At 70.3% G+C, this 21351-nt stretch carries 18 protein-coding genes and 1 tRNA gene; 9 read left to right on the top strand and 10 right to left on the bottom strand.

The features are described 5' to 3' along the window. Window positions 1–243: 243 nt before the first annotated feature. The 3 genes from OOK38_RS12460 (at window position 244) to OOK38_RS12470 (ending at window position 4546) form a co-directional block, all read left to right on the top strand. Entirely contained in the window at window positions 244–1737 is a 1494-nt protein-coding gene (locus OOK38_RS12460) for an FG-GAP and VCBS repeat-containing protein (RefSeq protein ID WP_266760862.1), read from the top strand. Window positions 1738–1906: 169 nt separating this feature from the next. Next, on the top strand, window positions 1907–3343 hold the full coding sequence (locus tag OOK38_RS12465) for an FG-GAP and VCBS repeat-containing protein (protein WP_266760860.1): 1437 nt from the start codon (window positions 1907–1909) through the stop codon (window positions 3341–3343). A gap of 183 nt (window positions 3344–3526) precedes the next feature. Beyond that, the gene (locus OOK38_RS12470; protein WP_266760858.1) at window positions 3527–4546 is read left to right on the top strand and encodes a Yip1 family protein; all 1020 of its coding nucleotides are present in this window, start codon (window positions 3527–3529) and stop codon (window positions 4544–4546) included. A 212-nt stretch (window positions 4547–4758) separates the two neighbouring features. Here OOK38_RS12470 and OOK38_RS12475 read toward each other — a convergent pair whose 3' ends face one another. The 4 genes from OOK38_RS12475 to dcd form a co-directional block, all read right to left on the bottom strand. Beyond that, window positions 4759–4884, bottom strand: coding sequence for a hypothetical protein (locus tag OOK38_RS12475; RefSeq protein WP_266760856.1), 126 nt, complete (start codon window positions 4882–4884; stop codon window positions 4759–4761). A 28-nt stretch (window positions 4885–4912) separates the two neighbouring features. Next, entirely contained in the window at window positions 4913–5866 is a 954-nt protein-coding gene (locus tag OOK38_RS12480) for a DUF732 domain-containing protein (protein ID WP_266760854.1), read from the bottom strand. 163 nt (window positions 5867–6029) lie between these two features. Then, window positions 6030–6539, bottom strand: a complete 510-nt coding sequence (locus tag OOK38_RS12485; protein ID WP_266760852.1) for a phosphoribosyltransferase — start codon at window positions 6537–6539, stop codon at window positions 6030–6032. Window positions 6540–6549: 10 nt separating this feature from the next. After that, window positions 6550–7125 carry a dCTP deaminase gene (gene dcd, locus OOK38_RS12490; protein WP_266760850.1) on the bottom strand — a complete coding sequence of 192 codons (576 nt, stop codon included), beginning with the start codon at window positions 7123–7125 and terminating at the stop codon, window positions 6550–6552. A 589-nt stretch (window positions 7126–7714) separates the two neighbouring features. Between dcd and OOK38_RS12495 the strand changes: the two genes are divergently transcribed. Next, a tRNA-Gly gene (locus OOK38_RS12495) sits at window positions 7715–7788 on the top strand. A gap of 225 nt (window positions 7789–8013) precedes the next feature. Here OOK38_RS12495 and OOK38_RS12500 read toward each other — a convergent pair. After that, complete coding sequence (locus tag OOK38_RS12500) at window positions 8014–10593, bottom strand: hypothetical protein (RefSeq protein ID WP_266760848.1); 2580 nt, start codon at window positions 10591–10593, stop codon at window positions 8014–8016. 228 nt (window positions 10594–10821) lie between these two features. Beyond that, on the bottom strand, window positions 10822–11073 hold the full coding sequence (locus OOK38_RS12505) for a hypothetical protein (protein ID WP_266760846.1): 252 nt from the start codon (window positions 11071–11073) through the stop codon (window positions 10822–10824). A gap of 124 nt (window positions 11074–11197) precedes the next feature. Between OOK38_RS12505 and OOK38_RS12510 the strand changes: the two genes are divergently transcribed. Then, on the top strand, window positions 11198–11575 hold the full coding sequence (locus OOK38_RS12510) for a hypothetical protein (protein WP_266760844.1): 378 nt from the start codon (window positions 11198–11200) through the stop codon (window positions 11573–11575). Here OOK38_RS12510 and OOK38_RS12515 read toward each other — a convergent pair. From OOK38_RS12515 to OOK38_RS12525, 3 genes are read right to left on the bottom strand one after another with little or no spacing between them, the layout of a single operon-like run. Next, window positions 11510–12829, bottom strand: a complete 1320-nt coding sequence (locus OOK38_RS12515) for an HTTM domain-containing protein (RefSeq protein ID WP_266760842.1) — start codon at window positions 12827–12829, stop codon at window positions 11510–11512. The genes OOK38_RS12510 and OOK38_RS12515 overlap by 66 nt on opposite strands. Beyond that, window positions 12819–13640: a DUF5819 family protein gene (locus tag OOK38_RS12520; protein ID WP_323178799.1), complete on the bottom strand. Its 822-nt coding sequence runs from the start codon at window positions 13638–13640 to the stop codon at window positions 12819–12821. The genes OOK38_RS12515 and OOK38_RS12520 overlap by 11 nt, the downstream gene beginning before the upstream one ends. A gap of 30 nt (window positions 13641–13670) precedes the next feature. Further along, window positions 13671–15041 (bottom strand): ice-binding family protein, encoded by a 1371-nt coding sequence (locus OOK38_RS12525; protein WP_266760840.1) that lies wholly within the window; start codon window positions 15039–15041, stop codon window positions 13671–13673. 457 nt (window positions 15042–15498) lie between these two features. On the opposite strand from OOK38_RS12525, the gene OOK38_RS12530 reads away from it, so the two are divergent. Together OOK38_RS12530 and OOK38_RS12535 are read left to right on the top strand one after the other, a co-directional pair. After that, on the top strand, window positions 15499–16008 hold the full coding sequence (locus tag OOK38_RS12530; protein WP_266760838.1) for a VCBS repeat-containing protein: 510 nt from the start codon (window positions 15499–15501) through the stop codon (window positions 16006–16008). Further along, window positions 15909–16949 (top strand): FG-GAP and VCBS repeat-containing protein, encoded by a 1041-nt coding sequence (locus OOK38_RS12535; protein WP_266760836.1) that lies wholly within the window; start codon window positions 15909–15911, stop codon window positions 16947–16949. Before OOK38_RS12530 ends, OOK38_RS12535 begins: the two co-directional genes overlap by 100 nt. 801 nt (window positions 16950–17750) lie before the next feature. Here OOK38_RS12535 and OOK38_RS12540 read toward each other — a convergent pair. Next, the gene (locus OOK38_RS12540; RefSeq protein WP_266760834.1) at window positions 17751–18383 is read right to left on the bottom strand and encodes a hypothetical protein; all 633 of its coding nucleotides are present in this window, start codon (window positions 18381–18383) and stop codon (window positions 17751–17753) included. Between the two features lie 683 nt (window positions 18384–19066). Here OOK38_RS12540 and OOK38_RS12545 point away from each other — a divergent pair. After that, window positions 19067–19270: a cold-shock protein gene (locus OOK38_RS12545; protein WP_103550103.1), complete on the top strand. Its 204-nt coding sequence runs from the start codon at window positions 19067–19069 to the stop codon at window positions 19268–19270. A 493-nt stretch (window positions 19271–19763) separates the two neighbouring features. Then, window positions 19764–21260, top strand: a complete 1497-nt coding sequence (locus OOK38_RS12550) for a DEAD/DEAH box helicase (protein WP_266760830.1) — start codon at window positions 19764–19766, stop codon at window positions 21258–21260. Window positions 21261–21351: the final 91 nt, after the last annotated feature.

A 21351-nucleotide genomic window follows, 5' to 3' on the forward strand; every position in this document is an offset into this window, starting at 1 on the left:
GGCGCACTCGCGCCCGGACGGGTGGGGCGCGTCCTTCCACGGGCGCGCCCCCTCCGCCTCGTGAGTCCCACCCAGCTCAAACGTTTTTCGAATTCTTGTACAACCTTCACCAACCTTCGCCGGTCTCCTGTTCGCAACCGCCCGGCCACGCCCGGAACAACTCCAGGCGAACACGGGTGGCACGGCAACCCATTGACTGTGGACGCGCTCCAGGCGTCCCCGCATGCCGCAGGAGAATCCCGCATGCACAAGCGTCACCCGCACCACGTGCGACTCGCCCTCGCGACGGCCACCGCTGCCGCGCTGACGGGCGGTCTGCTCACCTTCTCGGCCGCGACCGCGACCGCCGCGGACTCCGCCACGGTCCCGCAGGCCGACTTCAACGGCGACGGCCGCGGCGACGTGGCCTTCTCGGCGCACGGCGCCTACGTCAGCGGTCACGCCGGCGCCGGCCAGATCGTCGCCCTCTACGGCACCTCCACCGGCGTATCGTCCGCCAAGCGCTCCACGATCAGCCAGAACACCTCCGGTGTCCCGGGCACCGCCGAGGCCGGCGACGCCTTCGGCGCCGAGTCGGCGTACGCCGACTTCAACCACGACGGATTCGACGACCTCGCCGTCGCCTCCCCGTCGGAGAAGGTCGGCACCGACACCAACGGCGGCGGCCTGGCCATCCTCTGGGGCTCCGCGAGCGGCCTCACCGGCAAGGGCATCAGCGTCCCGGACCCGTCCCCCTCCTCGCACGACTACTGGGGCAAGGACCTGGCCGCCGGCGACTTCGACGGCGACGGCAAGGCCGACCTGGCCGTCGGCAGCTCGTCGAGCACGATCTACGTCTACAAGGGCGGCTTCAGCACGGCCGGCACTCCCGGCGGCCGTACGACGATCAAGCCCCCGATCGACACGGGCACCAACGACGTGCCCTACGGCCCGCTCAGCCTGACCGCGGGCGACGTGAACGGCGACGGCAGGACCGACCTGATCGTCGACGGCTTCGAGACGCAGACCGGCGACTACTGGAACACGAACTACTTCGTGCCCGGCACGGCGAGCGGCCTGAGCGTCGCGTCCGCGCAGGCCCTCAAGCCCGGCACGATCACCGGCATCGGTGACATCAACGGCGACGGCTACGGCGACATCGTCAGCGGCGCGGGCTGGGACGCCACCACGGAGGACGGCATCCCCGTCCCGGACGCCGCCGACGGCGGCAAGGTGAACATCACCTACGGCTCCGCGTCCGGCCCGGCCGGCACGTCCGGCATCACCCAGAACACCGGCAGCGTCCCCGGCACCTCGGAGGCGGGTGACAGCTTCGGCTGGGAGCTGGACATGGGCGACATCAACGGCGACGGCTTCCAGGACCTGGTCGTCTCCGCCCCGGACGAGGACATCGACGGCGTCTCCAACACCGGCATGGTCACCGTCCTGTACGGCTCCGCCGCGGGCGTCAAGGTCTCCTCCGGCGCGCAGTCCTTCTCGCAGAGCACGGCGGGCGTCCCCGGCACCGACGAGAAGAGCGACCTGTTCGGCGCGGACGTCAAGCTCGACGACGTCACCGGCGACGGCAAGGCGGACCTGATCGTCGGCTCGTACGAGAACAGCGGCAACGGCGCGGTCACCTACCTGCCCTCCAACGGCAGCGTGATCACCACGACCGGCTCCCGCACCGTCTCGCCGAGCACCTCGGGCGTCTCGACCACGGGCACCCCGCAGTTCAGCGCCGTCTTCGCCGACTAGCGGCCGGACAGCGGCCGGTCGGCGACAGTCCCGGCCGTTCTCGCGGCGTACTCGGCCCCGAGGCCGCCGAACGATCCGCCCGACCACCCCGACCTCCCGTCCCACCCCGCCGGGCCCGCGCACACGGGCCCGGCGGTGCCTCGTCCAACGACGTGCTGGAGCCCCCACCGTGCGCAACCGCACCCTCCTCCTGACCGCGGCCCTGACCACCGGCCTGCTCACCGCGCAGCCCGCCACCCCGGCCGCCGCCGCGCCCGCCCCCTACGCGGACGACTTCAACGGCGACGGCTACCGCGACCTCGTCGTCGGTGCCCCGGACGCCATCGTCTCGGGGAAGTGGGGAGCGGGCGCGGTGGTCGTCCTCTACGGCTCGGCGGCGGGCCCCGGCAAGGCCGGGAAACAGCTGATCTCGCAGAACACCGCGGGAGTCGAAGGGGCCGCGGAGACGAACGACGCGTTCGGCTCCTCGGTGGCCTCCGCCGACCTCGACGCCGACGGTTACGCCGATCTGCTCGTCGGCGCGCCCTACGAGGACGTTCCCGGCGCTCAGACGCGCGGCAGCGTCACCGTGGTGTGGGGCGGTGCGCGGGGCCTGCGGAACAGTGCCGTCCTCCCGGCTCCGAGCCCGTACGAGGACGGGGACGCCGGCGGCTGTTCGTACGGCACCGGAGTCGCGGCGGTCAATCCGAAGGCCGCCCCCGGCAGACCCGTGGTCTCCGTGGCGGGCTGGTGCGCCGGCATCGGCCTGACGGGCCCGTTCACCCGGAGCGGGAAGCCGGTCGGCATGTACCTGAAGATGGACACCCCGTCACTCGACGATGTCGCCCTCGGCGATCTCCGTCGTACCGGACACCCCGACGACATCGACATCAGCGTGGGGCTGTCCGACCACCCCTCGGGCGGCGTCTACATCAACGCCTCCGGGCCCAGCGAACCCCTGCCGACGGACGGCGACAACGTGGCCGTCGGCGATGTCGACGGTGACGGTTACGGCGACCTGGTCGTCGGCGACCCCTCCGACACCGTCATCGACGGGACCCCGCAGGAGGGCACCGGCCACAAGGGCGGGCAGATCGCCGTCTGGCGGGGCGGACCGAACGGCATCGGCGCCGCCGCCGAGCCGATCCTGATCCACCAGGACACCCCCGGCGTACCCGGTGCGGCCGAGAACAACGATTCCTTCGGCGCCGACGTGAGTGTCGCGGACGTCAACGGCGACGGTTACGGCGACATCGCCGTCGGCGTACCCGGCGAGAACCTCGGCTCCCTGCGGGACGCCGGCTCGGTGATCGTCGTCCCCGGCCGGGCGGGCGGTCCCACGGGCGCCGGTTCCACCAGCATCAGCCAGGACTCCGCCGCCGTACCCGGCACCGCCGAACGGGGCGACACCTTCGGTCGCACCGTGCGCCTCGCCGACCTCACCAAGGACGGCAGACCCGACCTCGTGGTCGGCGCGTCCGGCGAGAACAACGACACCGGCGGCATCTGGGTGTTCAAGGGCTCCGCCACCGGCCCGGCTACGAAGAACTCGTACAGCGTCATGGGCACCGCGGTGGGGCTCCCCGCGGAGCACTTCACCAACTGGGCCTCCGTGCTGGCACCTTGATCTCCGGTCCCGTGCCGACGCCTTGATCGTTCCGGCCTCCCGGAGGGGGACCGGAAGGGAAGCGGAGGGGAAGCGAAGGGGACCAGGACGGGAGGCGGGAGGGGAAGCCGTCTCCGGCCGGTTCGCCCCGTCCGGAGCCTCCCCTGCGAACCCGTAGGGGCGGACTCGCCTCTCCCGTAGGGGATGTCACAGCTCGGCCCCAATGCCGGGCCCGTTGCCCCGGGCCCGGCACGTCACTCTTCGGGACCAGGTACGTTCGATAACGTGGCTGGATTCAGGATCGGACGCGGCGGACGGGACAACCGTGCCCCGCAAGCGCGACCGCAACAAGGACCGTCGTACGGGCAGACCCCCCAGGGACGTGGGCAGCAGTCCCCCCAGGGAGGCGGGCAGCAGCCGTACGGCTATCCGCCCGCGCCGTCGCAGCCGCAGTACGGAGGACAGCAGCCGTACGGCGGACAGCAGGGCGGCTGGCCCCAGAGCGGCGGGCACGGCGGCGGGCACGGTGAGCCGGAGTACTTCGGCGACGGTCACCCGCAGCAGGGCCCGGACCCGTACGCGGCGAACAGCCCCGGGCACACCCAGGCCTTCTCGATCGGCGAGGACCCGTACAACCAGGGCGAGACCTACCGCGCGGGCGCGGCGGCCGCTCCGCCGGTCGGCCCCCGGCTGCACTGGAAGGACCTGCTCAAGGGCATCGTGACCGCCCCGAACCGGACCTTCCTCCAGATGCGCGACTACACGATGTGGGCCCCGGCCCTGATCGTGACGTTCCTCTACGGCCTGCTGGCGGTCTTCGGCTTCGACGGCGCCCGCGAGGACGCCATCAGCGCGACCCTCTCGAACGCCGTCCCGATCGTCCTGACGACCGCCGTCGCCATCGTCATCAGCACGTTCGTCCTGGGCGTGGTCACCCACACCCTGGCCCGCCAGCTCGGCGGCGACGGCGCCTGGCAGCCCACGGTCGGCCTCTCCATGCTGATCATGTCCATCACGGACACCCCGCGCCTGCTCGTCGCCATGTTCTTCGGCGGCGACGCGTCCTTCGTCAAGATCCTCGGCTGGGCCACCTGGATCGGCGCGGGCGCCCTGCTGACCCTGATGGTCGGCAAGTCCCACGACCTCCCGTGGCCGAAGGCCCTCGCCGCGTCGGCCATTCAGCTGGTCGCCATCCTGTCGATCATCAAGCTGGGCACGTTCTAGCGCGCTCCGCGCTCCGCGCTCACACCCGAGAGGGGCTCCCGGCACCGCGCCGGGAGCCCCTCTCGCGTTCTCCCGCCGCCCTTTTCGACCGACCCGTCCGCCGCTCTGGGCCGGCTCGGCGCCACGGCGGAAGGCCTCCGCGAGGGCCAGCACCAGGAACGCCATCGCCGGCCACCGCGACCGCCCCGGCCAGGCCGTCGAGCCGTCGTGGGTCACCGGCCCCGAAGGCCCGTCCTGCCGTCGATCGACGGCAGGATCCGGTGCAGCAGCAGGGCACCGGCGCCGACACACAGGGTGGTCACCACGGCACCGCCACGTGCCAGGAACTGCTCGGACACCGTGGAATCCCAGGCCGTGACTCTTTCGCTAATCCCCCGCGGCCGTATCGACGTCCGGCCCGGGGCCAGGCTGGTATCCGCAGCCGAAGAACACGAACTCACCGGGCTGGACGCGTACTTCGGTGCGGTCCCAGCGGTAGATGCCGCTCTGCTCGCCCTCGTAGGTGAAGGTCTCCCCGGCCTCGATGGTGACAACCGGGTCCTCCGTCGTCTCGCCGAAGGAGTTCCACACACCGTCGTCCAGGAATCCGTCGGCGAACCAGCGCTGCTGGAGCTGAGCGCGAACGCCGTACGAGGACGTATTGCGCACCTTCACCGTGTACGAGGCGGTGTGAAGAAATTCGTCGTCCGACCGTTCGCCGACCGAGGCCGTCATCTTCAGGGCGGTGGCCGCCGGACAGTCCTCCCTCTGCTGGGTGGGCACCGGCTTGCTGTAGACGCCGTCGGTCACCGCGGCCGTCTGGTCCGGACAGTAGAAGGTGACCGCCTCGACGATGAACGCGGCCTGGTCGATCGGATCGGTGAGGGGCAGCCCGACGGCGTCGGGCACATCGTTCATGTCCGTGCCGTCGGCAAGGGCACCGCAGACGGCTCTCGCGTCCTTGACCACGGCCGCGCGGAAGTCCGAGACATCGCTCCCGCCGGGTGCCGACGACATGACGCCGTACGACACGGTGCCACTCGGCCACGTGGTGAACCGCGCGACATCACCGACGAACGCCGTATCGCGGGCCGAAGGGGAACTGAACTCAGGAACAGCGGCATACGGCGGTCCGTCGTCAGGGGAGGACGAGCGACTGGACGCGGACTTCTCGGGTGTGACGGATACCGACTTGTGCTTGTCGGACACCGGCTTGCGCTCGTCGTCACCCGCCTGTCGCGCGACGACGACGGTGACGCCCACGACCAACGCGAGAAGAGCCGCCACGACCCCTGGGATCCGCCACCGCGAGGCCTTGGCGGCGGTTCCGGGCGTGGCCACGCCCGGAACAGGGTGAGGCTGTCCGCCCTCGTTCGTTCTGGGTGGCGTATCAGGCATGATCCGGGGTCCCCCATCACCCTCATGGCCATATCCGGCCGAAGGCGATCACTCTACGAGGTCAGCAGATCCCGCACCCCGGCGTTACGACAAGCACCACCACAGGTCAGAGGGCTTCCTTCGACGGAGTCACCGGCTGTCCTGCCCTGCGCACCGGCGGCAGGGTGCTCCACGGGAAGTTGATCCACTCGTCCGTGCGCTTCCACACGTACTCGCACTTCACCAGCGACTGGGTCTTCTCGTAGATCACGGCGCTGCGGACCTCGGCGACGGCGTCGACGCAGAAGTCGTGCACGAGCTTGAGCGTCTTGCCCGTGTCGGCGACGTCGTCGGTGATCAGGACCTTCTTGTCGGAGAAGTCGATCGCGTTGGGGACCGGAGCGAGCATCACCGGCATCTCCAGCGTCGTCCCCACCCCGGTGTAGAACTCCACATTCACGAGGTGGATGTTCTTGCAGTCGAGGGCGTAGGCGAGCCCGCCCGCGACGAAGACGCCGCCACGGGCGATGGAGAGCACGATGTCGGGCTCGTACCCGTCGTCGGCGATGGTCTGGGCGAGTTCGCGTACGGCGACGCCGAACCCTTCGTAGCTGAGGTTCTCGCGCACGGAAGACATGCTCCTCGACTCAGACCTGGGTGCGGTGGAAGTTCAGGAAGGACCGCGAGGCGGTCGGACCGCGCTGACCCTGGTACCGGGAGCCGTACCGGTCGCTGCCGTACGGGAACTCGGCCGGCGAGCTGAGCCGGAACATGCACAACTGGCCGATCTTCATCCCCGGCCACAGCTTGATGGGCAGCGTCGCGAGGTTGGACAGCTCGAGGGTGACGTGCCCGGAGAACCCGGGGTCGATGAACCCGGCGGTGGAGTGGGTGACCAGCCCCAGCCGTCCCAGCGAGCTCTTGCCCTCCAGCCGCGACGCGAGGTCGTCGGGCAGCGAGATGACCTCGTACGTACTGGCGAGGACGAACTCTCCGGGGTGGAGGATGAACGGCTCGTCACCCTCGGGCTCGACGAGCCGCGTGAGGTCCGCCTGCTCGACCGAGGGGTCGATGTGGGGGTAGCGGTGATTCTCGAACACCCGGAAGTAGCGGTCGAGCCGCACGTCGATGCTCGACGGCTGCACCATGAATTCGTCGTAGGGATCGATCCGGACCCGCCCGGCGTCGATCTCGGCCCGGATGTCCTTGTCTGAGAGAAGCACGCCCTGAGGATACGCAAGGCGCGCGGAGCCACCACAATCGCGGCGGCACCGCGCGCCCGTCCTACTCCGTCACTGCGACGGCGCCACTGTTCCGGCGCCCCTGTTTCTCCACCACTGCTCCGGCGCCCAGCTACTGCGCCCACTGCTCCGTCACTGCTTCTCCAAGGCCACCGACACCGGGACCGGCACCACACTGCGGAGCCGGGCACAGCGTGGACACCGGAGCAGCCGGCCGGGGCCGAGACGCTCGGCCTGCTGCATCGGGAACGAAGCGGTGCTGAACACGTGCCCCTCGGCACAACGGACGACGGTGCGCTCCATCAAGTCCCAGAGTCCCTTCCCCAAGAGCCGCGTCAGGCTGATGCCCTGACAACGAAAGCCACATTACGGGATGAAAGGGACGGCTCTCCAGGCGGCACTCCGATCCCGCCCGGACCCTCTTCAAGGCCACCACCGTACGCCCCAACTCCGGCCGCCCGCAGCCGCATCCACCCTCCGAAACGCGAGCGGGCCCCGCGGCTTCGACGCCGGGAGCCGGGCATGAGGTAGAGTGAGCGAGCATTCGGCACCGGCCCAACCGGCGTCTTACGCGGGTGTAGTTTAGTGGTAGAACATCAGCTTCCCAAGCTGAGAGTGCGAGTTCGATTCTCGTCACCCGCTCCATGTGAAACCCCCAGGTCGATGACCCGGGGGTTCTTTGTTGCCCAAACCAATGAGCGGGGCGCGCACCGCAACCGCACCATAAGGACCGGTCAACTGCCGGCGGGTCCTCTCGGTGGCCGGCCGCATGAGCGTCGTGGCGCCTGGGTGGCTCGAACAGCCGAGACACGCGTACGTGAACGCGTCCCGGCTGTCCCCAGCTTGTTTCGGGTTGCGACGGGCCGCAGGTCAGTTGGTGAAGTAGATGTACTTCCAGGAGCTGTAGGTGGTGGAGTTGACGTTGTCGCCGGAGGAGTCGTTGACGTAGGCCGACCGGACACGGACGCGGAGGCCCGCCTCGTCGGAGGCGCCGAGGTCGATGACGCTCTTGCCGTTGGTGCCCAGTTCGAAGAACTCCTCGTAACCGCGGTGCCACTGGCCCTGGACGTAGACGTCGATGTCCAGCCGGTGGTGGCGGCCCGTGTAGTAGCTCATCGTGGTGGTGAACAGCGGGCCGGTGTTCTTGCGGTACCAGTAGTACGTCGAGGAGTTCGCGCTGACCTTGCCCGTCTTGTAGTACTTCGCCAGAGAGGTGGAGACACTCACCTCGGCGTACGCGGTGACCTTGACCGACTTCGGGGCGGTGCGCGCGTCACCGGCGAAGACCGCGGTGACGGTGGTGTCCCGCTTCATGTCCACCACTGCGGAGACGTTTCCGCTGGAGTTGACGGTCGCCTTCTTCACCAGGACGTTGGGCTTGTCCGAGCCGTAGGGGTTGGCCCAGATCTCCACCGTGCGGTTCTTGTAGGTGGTGCCCAGGTGCGCGGTGAAGGTGACGTCCTTGCCGTACGAGTACACCTTGCCGTTGTTGTTCAGGCTCAGGGTGGTAGCGGTCCGGGAGACGGCCACCGTGTCGGAGCCCGAAGCCGCGGCACGGGTCGCGTCGCCCGCGTAGGAGACGGTGTACTTCACGTCGCCGCCGGCCGACGGGGTGTCGGTGAAGGAGAAGGTGCCGTCCGCCTTGGTCTTCACCGAGGCCAGCGCCTTGCCGGAGGGCGACTCCAGGTCCGTGCGCTTGACGGCGAGTGCCGTGCCGGCCGGCAGCGCTTCGGCGCTGACGACCTTGCCGGTGACGGTCAGCGACTTGGCACGGGTGGCCGTGGCGGGCGCGCTCACCGTCACCGTGGTGGCGCTGCGGGAGACGGCCACGGTCCGCGTGGCGGACGCCGGAGCGTGGCCGGAGTCGCCCGCGTAGGAGACGGTGTACTTCGCGTTGCCCTCGACGGGCGGGGTGTCGGTGAAGGAGAAGGCCCCGTCCTCGCCGGTCGTCACCGAGGCCAGGGCTTTACCCGACGGCGACTCCGCATCCGTACGCGTGACCGTCAGCGATGTCCCGGCCGGCAGCGGATCGCCGCCGCTGACCTTCCCGGTGACCGTCAGCGACTTGCCGGGGACGACCGAGGAAGGCGCGCTCACCGTCACGGTGGTGGCGCTGCGGGAGACGGCCACGGTCCGCGTGGCGGACGCCGGAGCGTGGCCGGAGTCGCCCGCGTAGGAGACGGTGTACTTCGCGTCGCCCTCGACCGACGGGGTGTCGGTGAAGGAGAACGACCCGTCCTCGCCGGTCGTCACCGGAGCCAGCGCCTTGCCCGACGGCGACTCCGCATCCGTACGCGTGACCGTCAGCGACGTCCCGGACGGCAGCGCGTCGCCACCGCTGACCTTCCCGGTGACCGTCAGCGGCTTGCCGGGGACGACCGTGGCGGGCGCGCTCACCGTCACCGTGGTGGCGGCCTTGGTCGGCGCGTTCAGCGTGTTGAGGCGGTACGTGCTGCCGCTGCCGGTGACCGCGAAGAGGTGGTCGCCGTCCGGCTCCCAGGCCAGACCGTCCGGAACGAGGGTGCCGGAGCCGGTGTCGGCGAAGTCGTACTTCCGGACCGGCTCGGTGGTACCGGGCTTGAAGATGTAGACGTCCGGCTCGTACAAGCCGTCGATGCCCGCGGCGACGGTGCCGTCCGCGGCGATGTCGACGGCGTTCGGGTAGGCGTCGGTCGGGTAGCTGCCGACTTCCTTCAGGTCGGTGGTGGACAGCACCTGGTGCCTGTAGGGCGAGCCGCTTGCCGTGACGACCTGGTCGCCGTCGGGGGTCACCGCGAGGTCGCGCAGGTTGCTGCCGGCCTGGCCCTGGGCCATGAGCTTGGGAGCGTCCGGGCCGGAGATGTCATAGGTCGCCACGGCGGCGGGGCTGATGCCCGGCTCGCCCGCGGCCAGCACACCGGGCGCGGCCGGGTTGGACGCCAGCCGGGGCGCGTAGTACCAGCGGCTGCCGCTGTCCTGGGCCACGGCGAGGACGGGTTCCGGGCCCGAGAGGTCGAGGGAGCCGATGTTCCCGTTGACCGCCGTGCCGTAGCCGAACCACAGCTTCCCGCCGGCGCGGGCGAGGGACACCGGGGCGTCGGCGCTGCCGGTCGAGTAGCGCGCGGACTCGGTGAGGGCGGCCGTGTCGATCGCCGCGATCTCGTCGCTGCCCGCGACGGCCACGTACAGGATCTGCGAGTCGGCCGAGAGTTCCAGGCCGTCTGCCTCCGGCAGCGAGCCGAGCGTCCCGACGACGTTGCCGCTGTAGTCGGTGGCGACGACCTTGCCGCCGGTCCGGTCGCTGACGAAGACGCGCTGGTGCACGCTGTCCACGACGACGTCGGCGACGGAGGCGACGGGCAGGAGGGCGTGGCCGTCGGCGTGGGCCGCCGTGGACCCGAGGCCCGTCAGCGCCACGGAACTGAAGAGGACGGCGAGTGCCGTCGCGGTCGAGATTCTGCGGTTGCGCAAGGTGGTTCAAACCCCCATGAGCCGTGGGAGGCCGCGCGTCACCGGAGTGGGAAGGCACCGGGCGCGGCATGTTTCGGATGCCTATGACACGGGTGTGACAACGGAGCCGCCGGAATGGTTGTGCGCGGGAAGTGCAGATTCCGGGGGCGGGGGGAACCCCGGGCGGCCGGGTGGCCCGGGGCTCTTCCCACCGCGAAGTCCGTGCCTCTCCGGCTCGGTTGGTGAAGTTCACAGGGCCGGCATCGTGCGCCCCCAGTGCGTTCCGTCGCAGGGGAAGGTGACCGGCCACGGCAGCTTCGGCCGCACCACCGAGACCGTCGCCGCCCTGGCCTTCGGCCCGAGGACGAGGAAGCCCTTCGTGGACGTGAACATCGACCAGAAGATCTCCGTATGGCCAGCAGGAGCATCCGCGACGAGCAGCAGAGCGGCGCCGGCCGGGCCCACGCAGAACTGAGTCAGCCCGGGCGTGACTCTTCTCAAGCACCTTTGGGGCGTGGGGAGTTCGCGACAGCAGCAGCTGTTCGCCCCGGTTACGCTCCCACCTTGCCGTGTCCGCTGCCACTCGCGGCCGGGTCGCACCATTTGCCGAGTTCTTGGAGGTTCGATGAAGTCCGTCATCCGGAAAGCCGCAGGCTTCGCGGGGGTTGCCGTGGCGGTCGCGGCCATGTCCGTGACCGGCGCGTCCGCAGCCCACGCGGAGTCCCCCACCCATGGCTGCCCGTACCCCTGGGTCTGTTTCTACGTGGACAACGCCGCCTTGAACGCGGGCACGCCGCTCTCGAAGTATCAGGACGTCACCAGTGGCTATCAGGCGGTCACGCCGCGGCCGCACTACGGGGTCGTGAACACCCGGAATGACGACGTGGTGTACCTGCGGCTCCAGAGCGGCGGCTCGATCTGCCTTCCGCCGAACAACTCAACCGTGTTCGCCGGCTCCGCCGTCGTCACCGGAATAAGGATTTCCAGCAGCTCCACGTGCTGAATCCGCTGGAACGGTCGGCGGCCGCGCGTGATCACGCCCGTCGCCGGCCGACGGACAGGGCTGCGTCGCTCTCGCGGATGCGACCGGTTCGATCACGGGATGCTCAGAGCAGCGGTACGGCGTCGGACGTACGGCTCCACGCTTCGAGCCGAGTGCGCCGAGTGTGCCGGGTCCGGCCTGCGGAGGTACCGTTCCGGATCCCGCCGCTCGCCCGAGTGCAGACCGCCGGCTGTTCCTCCCCTGCGCAGCGCGTCGGCAGAGGCGAGGCAGAAACGTGTAGAAGCGGTCGGGAAGGAACGCGGCGTCCGCGACGATCATCGCTCCGGAGAAGAGAGGCAGCCCCATCAGCACCGCGATGCCGATGTGCATGCCCAGCAGCATGACCAGCACGGGGTACTTGAGCCTGCCGAAGAGCACGAACGGGAAGGCCACCTGCAAGAGCACGGTCAGATAGCCCGCGATCGCGACCAGAAGCGTGTACTCGTCCACCACGTGGGAGAGCGCGGGCCAGGGCCGGAAGAGCTCGAGGTTCAGGACGTAGTGGAGAGCGGTGCCACCGCCCCAGGAAGCGCCCTGGACCTTGTACAGGCCGGCTGATCCATAGAGAAAACAGACCTGTGCCGCGATGACGAACATGCCGCAGTTGTGCACCACGGTGATCAAGGTGGTGCGGGACTCGTGGAGTTGCCGCGCGAGGAGGCTCCCCGCTGGTTCCGGCACGTTGTCCGTGCGGGGCGCCTTCAGCCGGGCTCTGCGCGCGTCCAGGGACCAGCGCCGGCCGCACGCGGTGAGGACGAGGTAGATGGCCATCAGCAGGACCAGATTGTCGCCCCCGTCCGTCATGAAGATCGCGCGGGCATGGAACGAGCACACCACGACGGCGAAGAGGACGGACATGACCCGGGTTCGCCAGCCCAGCAGGAACAGCGCGGACGTGACGAGGGCGAACACGTAGCAGAGCTCGAAGTAGGCGCGGCTGTCGGACAGGGTCAGGATGCTCATCCACCCCGTCTGCTCGAAGAGCTGCTGTGCCAGGGCGGGCGTCCACGGCGAGTCGGGGCCCCAGATCTCGGCACGGTGCGGGAACTCACGCAGCAGAAAGATCAGGTAGAGCAGCCCGTAGCCGATACGCAGCACCGACGCGGCGTACAGGGACACCGGCCGGCCGGTCAGGAGGTGCCACGCGGTGCTGATCCGGTCGGCGAGCCACCGCTCGGCACCGAAGGCCGCGGCCTTCCGCGTCTCACTTTGCATGGCGGGTCACCTTCCACCAGGGCAGGAGCCGGTTCTCGGCCGGCGTCGCCGGACGATCGCCGACCGCGGCGCCGGGCGCGGCGATGGGCAGGGTGACGACGCGGAGCTGAATGAAGTCGAAGGTGCCGCCCCTGCGGTCGGCGACGCGGTCCGCGGCGATGTTGCTCAGGTACTTCCGCATCATCAGGCCTCGTTCCGTGCGGGCCTTGTCGTCGCCTCCGTGCGAGTCGACGTAGCCGGCCCAGGCACGGCGCAACATGTTCTGCGCCGTGTGGCTCGGGAACACGTGATGCTCGACCGCGGAACTGTCCACGGCGCTCAGGTCGAACCAGGGGCTCACCTGGACCGGTCCGTCGCGTTCGGTGTGTGCGGTTCTCACCAGAATCTGCCGGTTGACGGATTCGGGGTCCGGGGCGAAAAGCCGCCAATTCTGTTCGAAGAAGGGGAACACCCATGCATTGATCTGCGGGCTGTATCGCTTGGACAGGGTGTTCGCCGGCGCCACATGAAGGAATACGAGAACCACGTGGACGACACTCGTCGCCAGGCACAGAACGACGGTCATGCGCAGCCCGGCTCTCAGCGCACGGACACTTTTCGGCAATGTGGTCGTCGCGGCCGTGACGTCAGGACGTTCCCGCACGACCGGACCTGATTCGGAGTGCTGAACTTCCTTCACATCCGCTGAGTCAATTCCGCTCGACACCGCGCACCCTGTCTTTCTCATTTCACCTGCTCGCTCCGCGTGCCGCGCCGACTGCCACCGACGGCGCGCGGCGGACTCGATGAGAATCCCGCCGCGCGCCGTCATCCGGTGAGCGGGCTGAGCGCGGTGCGCTGCCTAGCCCTCGTAGCTCTTGGAGTGGTTGTCGCCCTCGTAGCCCGTGGGCACGTCGTCGTAGCCGTAGTCCTCGTCAGGCTGCTTGCCGTGGTCCGGCTTGCCGTGGCCACCGTGGTCGGGCTTGCCATGACCGCCCTGGTCGGGCTTGCCATGACCGCCCTGGTCCGGCTTGCCATGACCGCCCTGGTCCGGCTTGCCATGACCGCCCTGGTCCGGCTTGCCATGACCGCCCTGGTCCGGCTTGCCATGACCGCCCTGGTCCGGCTTGCCATGACCGCCCTGGTCCGGCTTGCCATGACCGCCCTGGTGCGGCTTGCCCGGCGGGTAGCCGGGTCCGCCGGTGGTGTTCCCGGCGGTGTTGCCCACGGTGTTCCCGCCCGTGGTGTTCCCGGCCGTGTTGCCCGCGGTGTTTCCGGCTGTGTTGCCCGCGGTGATTCCGGACGTGTTGCCCTCGATGTTGCCCGAGGTGCCGCCCGTCGAGACGAGGGGGCCGCCCAGGAGGCCACCGGTGACGAGGCCACCACTGACGAGGCCGCCACCGAGGAGCCCCCCACCGGTGGTCGTGCCCGCGGTGGTTCCGGTCGTCGTGCCGGTGGTGGTTCCCGCCGTCGTTCCACCAGTGGTGGGGGACGCGCACGGGCCGAGGAAGATCCTGTTGTTGTTGAGGGTCACAGAGGCTGTCTGGGTCAGCAACCGGCCCTCGATGTTCGCCCCCTGGTTCGCGCCGATCGCGGTCCTGGCCATGAGAGTGCCCACGAAGCTGGAGGTGACGCCGAGCGTCGCCGATGCGCCGATCTGCCAGAACACGTTGCACGCCGAGGCGCCGTTGGTGAGGAGAATCCGGCTGGAGGTCGCCGTCGTCAGGGATTCAGGAATCTGGAACACCCAGACCGCGTCGGAGCTGCCCTGGCCGTCCAGGATCAGGTCGCCGGTGATGCCGACACCGGCGGTGGCGTGGTAGACGCCGGGAAGCAGCGCCGGGCCTCCGCCGATTCCCGCCGGAAGCGCGAAGTCCTGCGCCTGACCGGCGGCGTTGTTGTACGCCACGAGCAGGTCGGACTTGGCCTGGAGGGCCGCGGCGTCCGCCGCGTGCACGGCACCTCCCACCAGCCCGGGCGGGAATCCGGTGATGGCCGGATTCGGGTGTGTCCCGAGGTCGTGGGCGAGCACCGAGTTGCCGGTGTTGGTGACTCCTTGACCCGCCAGAACGGAGTAGCTGGCGGCTGTGCCCAGCGGTACGGGCAAGGCGATCGCCGACGCCGCAGTCGGCGTCAGGAAAACCATCGCAGCGGAGACTGTCACGGCGAGGGCCGAGGCCAGCAAGCCGGACAAAGTCCGGCGATGAGCTGCTTGGGGGATCTTCAGTTTCATCGAGGCCATTCCTGTGGGGGGCCGTGGCGAACCGGGCCCTACCGATCACCCGGTAAGCCTTGGTGTTGCTGCCGCCGCATATTACGCAGAAATATCTCGCGCCGAATCAAGCGGGAGCGGGGAGGAACGCCGACCATTCGATCGGCGCACAGCGCCACGGAAATACTCTTATTGCATTTCCGGCCATCGCTATTCCACCGAATGGGGAGGGTCGTCGACGACGCGATAAAACGCAGCCAGACACCGCGCAGATGATTCGCCGGTCAGGCCGTTGGATGCGGTTTTCGTGCGTGAGGGCGGGTGCCGTGCAGGCTTGAGGCGGCCACCACGACGACCGCGAGCGAGCCCGGCTCCGCGAAGTCGCGCCCCGCGCGTACTGTCCCTCGCCGGCACAACCCTCGGTGCCCTCCGGATGTCCCACAGGTGAACTCCACACCTCGGACACCCTGGAGCCCCCGTGCGCACACGGATACGGACGTACGCCACAGCTGCCGCCGTCGTCGCCGCGGCCACCGCCGGGCTGACCCTTCCGGCCTCGGCCGCCGCTCCCGCGCGGACCGCGAGCGACTTCAACGCCGACGGGTACGCGGACCTCGCCGTCGGCGTACCCGACGGCACGGTCGACGGCAAGGCGAAGGCCGGCTACGTCAACATCGTCTGGGGCGGCCCGAAGGGAATCGGTGCACACGGCAGCATCCGCGTCAGCCAGGCCACTCCCGAGGTGCCCGGCACCCCCGAGACGGGCGACCGCTTCGGCGCGTCCGTGGCCCTGGTGGACACCAGCGGCGACGGCGTCGCGGAACTCCTCGTCGGCGCCCCGGCGAGGACGTCACCGGCCGCGGCACGGACGCCGGCTCGGTCGTCGCGGTGGGCGGCGCCAGGGGCGGTCCGGGCCCGGGCTCCGTCGTCCTCAACGGCCCCTCCGCGTCCGCAGCGTTCGGCCTGGCGGTCGCCTCGGCCGACCTGACCGGCGACGGCAGCAGGGACATCGTGATCGGCGGCAAGGACAAGGTCGTCCTGCGCACCGCCGACGGCATCCACACCACCGTCGTCACCGCCCCCATGGGCGGCCACGCCCCCGTCCTCGCCGTCGGCGACTTCACCGAGGACGGCACGGCGGACCTGGCCGTCGGGTACTGGACGAAGACGCCCTTCACCCAGTCGCACGTACGCCTGTGGGCCTGGGACGCGACCGAGCAGGCCATGGTCAACACCTGGAACACCGACAACGCCGGCGTCTCCGCCCTCGCCGCGGGCGACTTCGACGGCGACGGCCACGACGACCTGGCCCTCGGCGAATGCCGGGAGATCGCCGACGAGAACATCGACGACCCGTGCGGCCCCGAGGAGACCGCCAAGGGCGGCGGCATCCACGTCCACTACGGCAACGCCACGCCCGGCAGCTTCGGGCACCGGCAGCAGACCCTCAACCAGGACACGGTCGGCGTGATGGGCGTCGCGGAGACCGGTGACCGCTTCGGCGCCGCCCTCGCCGTCGCCGACGTCAACGACGACGGCCGCGACGATCTGATCGCCGGCGCCCCCGGCGAGGCGATCGGCACCCGCGCCGGCGCCGGCGCCGCGACCCTCCTGTTCGGCGGCCCGACCGGCCTCGTCGACGCGTGGGGCGAGGGCCACTCCGTCGGGTACCAGCAGGACACCCCGCGCGTGCCGGGCGTCGCCGAGGCCGCCGACGCCTTCGGCGCCGCCGTCGCCACCGGCGACTACGACCACGACGGCAGGGCGGACATGGCGGTCGGCTCCCCGGGCGAGAACGCCGGCTCGGGCGGCGTGTGGCTGCTGCCCCGGGCGAGCGTCAACGGCTCCTCCGCCTTCACACCCGCCAAGCTGGGCCTGCCCTCCCCGTCGAGCGCACTCGCGTACGGCAGGTACCTCAGCAGCCAGTGACGGCCACCGGCAGGACCGGACGGAAAGTATGGAGACGAAACAGGGCGGGACGGAACGGGGCGGGACGGAACAGGTCGACAGGCAGACCATCGTCCACGGCGGCAGCCGAATGACCGGACCTCCGCCAGCCCGGCGGCGGTGAGGCCCACCGCTCCGTGACGCCCGGTTTCCCGTCGGGCGCCCCCTGAAGTCCCCCGTCGGCCACTCCGTCCGCGGCGTCCGTCCGGCCCTGGTGCGCGGGGCCGTTCGGCCCTATCCGGCCCGGTCGGCGCAATGATCTTCTGGCGCCGCGGCCGGGTGCCCCGCCTCCGTACAACTCCCGTTCCCCCGTACGGGAAAGGGGCCGGAGCACTCGGCACGCGCCATGAACGGCTCCGGCCGGTGCGGGCGGGGACCGGCCCGTACAGGTTTCCGGCGACCGGTCGGTCCTCAGGGAGGCTCAGTTGCGGCGTGGCATCGGCACGATCTTCATGGTGTTGGCGATCGTCGGCACGATCGGCTCACTCGCCTACCCGGTGTTCCACTCGTACCCTCACCGCTTCGAGACCCCGCCTCCGCCGCCACGGCGGCGGAGGGGCAGGGGTGGGTGCCCGTCCGGCTCGGCGCGGCGCGCCGGGTGCCGGTCACCTGTTCAGCCTTGGCGCGTTGCCCGGGGTCCGGGCGGCCTGTCGGCGCTCCCGCCGCCCGGCGCCACCTGCGGACAGGACACCCCGCCCTTCGCGGCGACGACGGCCACGCCGACCCGGACCACCGCGGACTCCGCGGCTCCCGGGCGCCTGTGACCAGGGCCGCACGGGCGGCTCAGCGCGCGACCGAGCAGTTCCTCCAGGCGGCGGCCAGGGTGTCGGGAATCGCCGGGATGTCTCCGCAGCCGTGCGGCCCGGCGGGGAAGCCGTCGCTCCCGACCAGGATCCAGCCGCCGCCGGAGTCGCGGAAGTACTTGGTGGCACTGCCCTCGTCCTGCATGCCCACGAGTTCCTCGTACGTCGCGCCGTCGAAGGGCTGGAAGCGGGTGGCGGCGTAACGGACGGTGCCGCACTGGCCGTAGAAGAAGCCGTGCGGCACCGGCTCGATGTGCGCGAAGTGGACTGTCTGCCGGTACGCCCGGGTCACGGCGGCCTTCACCTCGCCGCCCGCGGCCAGGTTGCGGCAGCCGGGGACGGCCGTGGGGGCGTGGCTGGTCGCGGCGGGAGCAGCTGGAGTGGCCCGGACCGGGGTGGCGGAGACATGCGACGGTGTGGGCGTGCCGGCAGAACTCGACGGAGGTGTCGTGGCCGGGGCCGAGCTGTCCGCCCGTACGGCCGCCGAGGCGGAGGCGCCCGGAGAGGAGGCGGCGGCGCCCGCGGCGGAACCGCCCGCCTCGTCCTGGCACCCCGTCAACAGCATGATTCCGCTTGCCAGCGCCATCACCGACGTACGTCTGAGACCGGGCATGACCCATCCTTTTCTCGACCGACGAAGTCACGGTCACGCCCCGCGTGACCTCGGCTTACGGCCACCGTGCACCCGGCCGTGAGCTCTGCCCCACAGGACAGCACGGGACGGCCCGGCAGTTGCAAAGAAGGGCATGCAGGACGGTCTCGATTCCGCATACGTGCCGTGTCGGCGCCGCCCCGCCGGTGACCACCACGACCGCCGCGCGACGCGGGGCCGGACCGGGCCGGGTCCGAGAGCGGGGGCGGGCCGAGGTCCGGGTGGACGCACGGCGGTCCGGCCGGCCGGCCTCGGCAGGAGCTGCGGGGCGGGTCTCGTCAGCCGTGCCGACGCGGATTCGGTTTTCGTCACATTTTCCGAACTGCGCCGCCCGATCCCCGGGCAGAAACGCTGCGACCCGGGCGGGCCAATATCTGTGGCGGCGACGTAAGAAATCGACGCCAGGCGCGATGAGGATTTCTTGATCGACAGGCGGAGTGAGATTTCCGGCCACGCACAATCGATCGTGCCGTGCTACTGTCGATAGCAGTTGCAGTTGTGGTTCCCAAAAACTTGTGAGCATCCACCCTGTTCTTGCAGGGTGGTGTTCTTTTGTATCCGGTCATTTCCGGCGGGGCAATCATCACGGCGACGCGGAGTCCGCACAGTGCGGATCCCGAGCACCGTCCCGAAGGAGAATTGACATGGCTACAGGCACCGTGAAGTGGTTCAACGCGGAAAAGGGCTTCGGCTTCATCGAGCAGGACGGCGGCGGCGCCGACGTCTTCGCCCACTACTCGAACATCGCCAGCTCCGGCTTCCGTGAGCTCCAGGAAGGCCAGAAGGTCTCCTTCGACATCGCGCAGGGCCAGAAGGGCCCGACGGCGGAGAACATCGTTTCCGCCTGACGCTGACACGCACGGCGCAGCTGGGGCCCGCACCTTGGGGTGCGGGCCCCGGCTCGCCGCGTTTTCGGCGCACGGCGCAGACGTCCCGGCAGTCCGCGGTGAGTTCGACCCGCGACCGCGCTTCCGGGTTTCAGGGTGACCTTTCCGGTTCTTTTCCTGACCTCCTGCCGCCGACGCCGCTCCAGATCCACTCCCGGTCCACGCCTGATCTGCTCCTGAGCCACGCCCGGTCCGATCCTGGCCCCCTGCTCCACGTCCGGCCTGTTCCCGCTCCTGGCCTGCTCCGGTCCTGCGTACGACCCCCCATTCCGCTTCACCCCCGTCATTGCTCATCATTCCGGGATATCGCCGTTTCTCAGGCACCACATCCCGCGAGAATTCTTCACCGATCCGATTCGGTGCTGAATTTCATTCGGCTCGTTCTCGCGATTCTCTGCGCTGCTCATTCGCTGCGGGAATTCCTTGATACGCGCCCGGTCAAGGAAGGTTCCGCATGAACCGCACGCGCTCGAACGATCGCTTCACCCGCACCCGCACAGAGGGCGCCGGCGCCAAAAGGGGCGGCAGCCGCTTCGGTGCCGCTTCCACCGGCCGGTCCGGCGCTCCCAGCCGGTCCAAGGGCTACGGACGCCAGCAGTCCTCTCCGCAAGGCGAGTTCGCACTGCCGGTGACGACCACGCCCGCTCTGCCGGCCGTGGAGGCGTTCGCCGATCTCGCCCTGCCGGAGCCGTTGCTCGCGGCGCTCGGCCACGAGGGCGTGTCCGTCCCCTTCCCGATCCAGGCGGCGACCCTGCCGAACACCCTGGCGGGCCGTGACGTACTCGGCCGGGGCCGCACCGGCTCGGGCAAGACCCTGGCCTTCGGCCTCGCGCTGCTGGCCCGTACCGCCGGGCAGCGCGCCGAACCCCGCCAGCCGCTGGCCCTGGTCCTCGTGCCGACCCGGGAGCTGGCCCAGCAGGTCACCGACGCGCTCACCCCGTACGCCCGTTCCTTGCGGCTGCGGATGACCACCGTGGTCGGCGGGATGTCGATCGGCCGGCAGGCCGGTGCCCTGCGCGGCGGGGCGGAAGTCGTCGTCGCGACCCCGGGCAGGCTCAAGGACCTCATCGAGCGGGGCGACTGCCGGCTGAACCAGGTCGCCATCACCGTCCTCGACGAGGCCGACCAGATGGCCGACATGGGCTTCATGCCGCAGGTCACGGCGCTGCTCGACCAGGTGCGTCCGGAGGGGCAGCGGATGCTCTTCTCCGCCACCCTGGACCGCAATGTCGATCTGCTGGTCCGCCGCTACCTGACCGACCCGGTGGTCCACTCCGTCGACCCGTCCGCGGGCGCGGTCACCACGATGGAGCACCACGTCCTCCACGTGCACGCGGCGGACAAGCACCGGACGACCACCGAGATCGCGGCACGTGACGGCCGGGTGATCATGTTCCTGGACACCAAGCACGCGGTGGACCGGCTGACCGAGCACCTGCTGAACAGCGGCGTCCGCGCCGCGTCCCTGCACGGCGGCAAGTCCCAGCCGCAGCGCACGCGGACCCTGTCGCAGTTCAAGACCGGGCATGTGACCGTCCTGGTGGCGACCAATGTCGCGGCCCGCGGCATCCACGTCGACCAGCTGGACCTCGTGGTCAACGTCGATCCCCCGAGCGACCCCAAGGACTACCTGCACCGCGGCGGCCGTACGGCCCGTGCCGGCGAGTCCGGCAGCGTCGTGACCCTGGTGACGCCCAACCAGCGCCGCGACATGACCCGGCTGATGGCCGCCGCCGGCATCACCCCGCAGACCAGTCAAGTGCGTTCGGGTGAGGAAGAGTTGAGCCGCATCACGGGCGCCCAGGCCCCCTCGGGCGTGCCGGTCGTCATCCGCGCGCCGGTGTCGGAGCGTCCCCGCCGTGGTGCCTCCGCCTCCTCCCGGGGCCGGCGTGGCCGCCCCGGCCAGGGCCGGTCCACCGGTACCGCCGCGCACCGCACGCCCCAGCAGTAGTCCGGGACCCGGCAGTGGCCGGGGGCCCGGCAGTGGCCGGGCCTCGGCCCGACGGCTCAGGCCCCCGGCACGCCGGTCGCCGGTCCCCTTC

Origin of the sequence: Streptomyces sp. NBC_00568 (assembly GCF_026341855.1) — a bacterium.
Classification (GTDB): domain Bacteria; phylum Actinomycetota; class Actinomycetes; order Streptomycetales; family Streptomycetaceae; genus Streptomyces.

Coding starts and splice junctions, on each gene's coding strand:
- OOK38_RS12460 (WP_266760862.1), top strand. CDS start 244: ATGCACAAGCGTCACCCGCACCACGTGCGACTCGCCCTCGCGACGGCC.
- OOK38_RS12470 (WP_266760858.1), top strand. CDS start 3,527: ATGTCACAGCTCGGCCCCAATGCCGGGCCCGTTGCCCCGGGCCCGGCA.
- OOK38_RS12485 (WP_266760852.1), bottom strand. CDS start 6,539: ATGTCTTCCGTGCGCGAGAACCTCAGCTACGAAGGGTTCGGCGTCGCC.
- OOK38_RS12510 (WP_266760844.1), top strand. CDS start 11,198: ATGAAGTCCGTCATCCGGAAAGCCGCAGGCTTCGCGGGGGTTGCCGTG.
- OOK38_RS12515 (WP_266760842.1), bottom strand. CDS start 12,829: ATGCAAAGTGAGACGCGGAAGGCCGCGGCCTTCGGTGCCGAGCGGTGG.
- OOK38_RS12520 (WP_323178799.1), bottom strand. CDS start 13,640: ATGACGGCGCGCGGCGGGATTCTCATCGAGTCCGCCGCGCGCCGTCGG.
- OOK38_RS12525 (WP_266760840.1), bottom strand. CDS start 15,041: ATGAAACTGAAGATCCCCCAAGCAGCTCATCGCCGGACTTTGTCCGGC.
- OOK38_RS12540 (WP_266760834.1), bottom strand. CDS start 18,383: ATGCCCGGTCTCAGACGTACGTCGGTGATGGCGCTGGCAAGCGGAATC.
- OOK38_RS12545 (WP_103550103.1), top strand. CDS start 19,067: ATGGCTACAGGCACCGTGAAGTGGTTCAACGCGGAAAAGGGCTTCGGC.
- OOK38_RS12550 (WP_266760830.1), top strand. CDS start 19,764: ATGAACCGCACGCGCTCGAACGATCGCTTCACCCGCACCCGCACAGAG.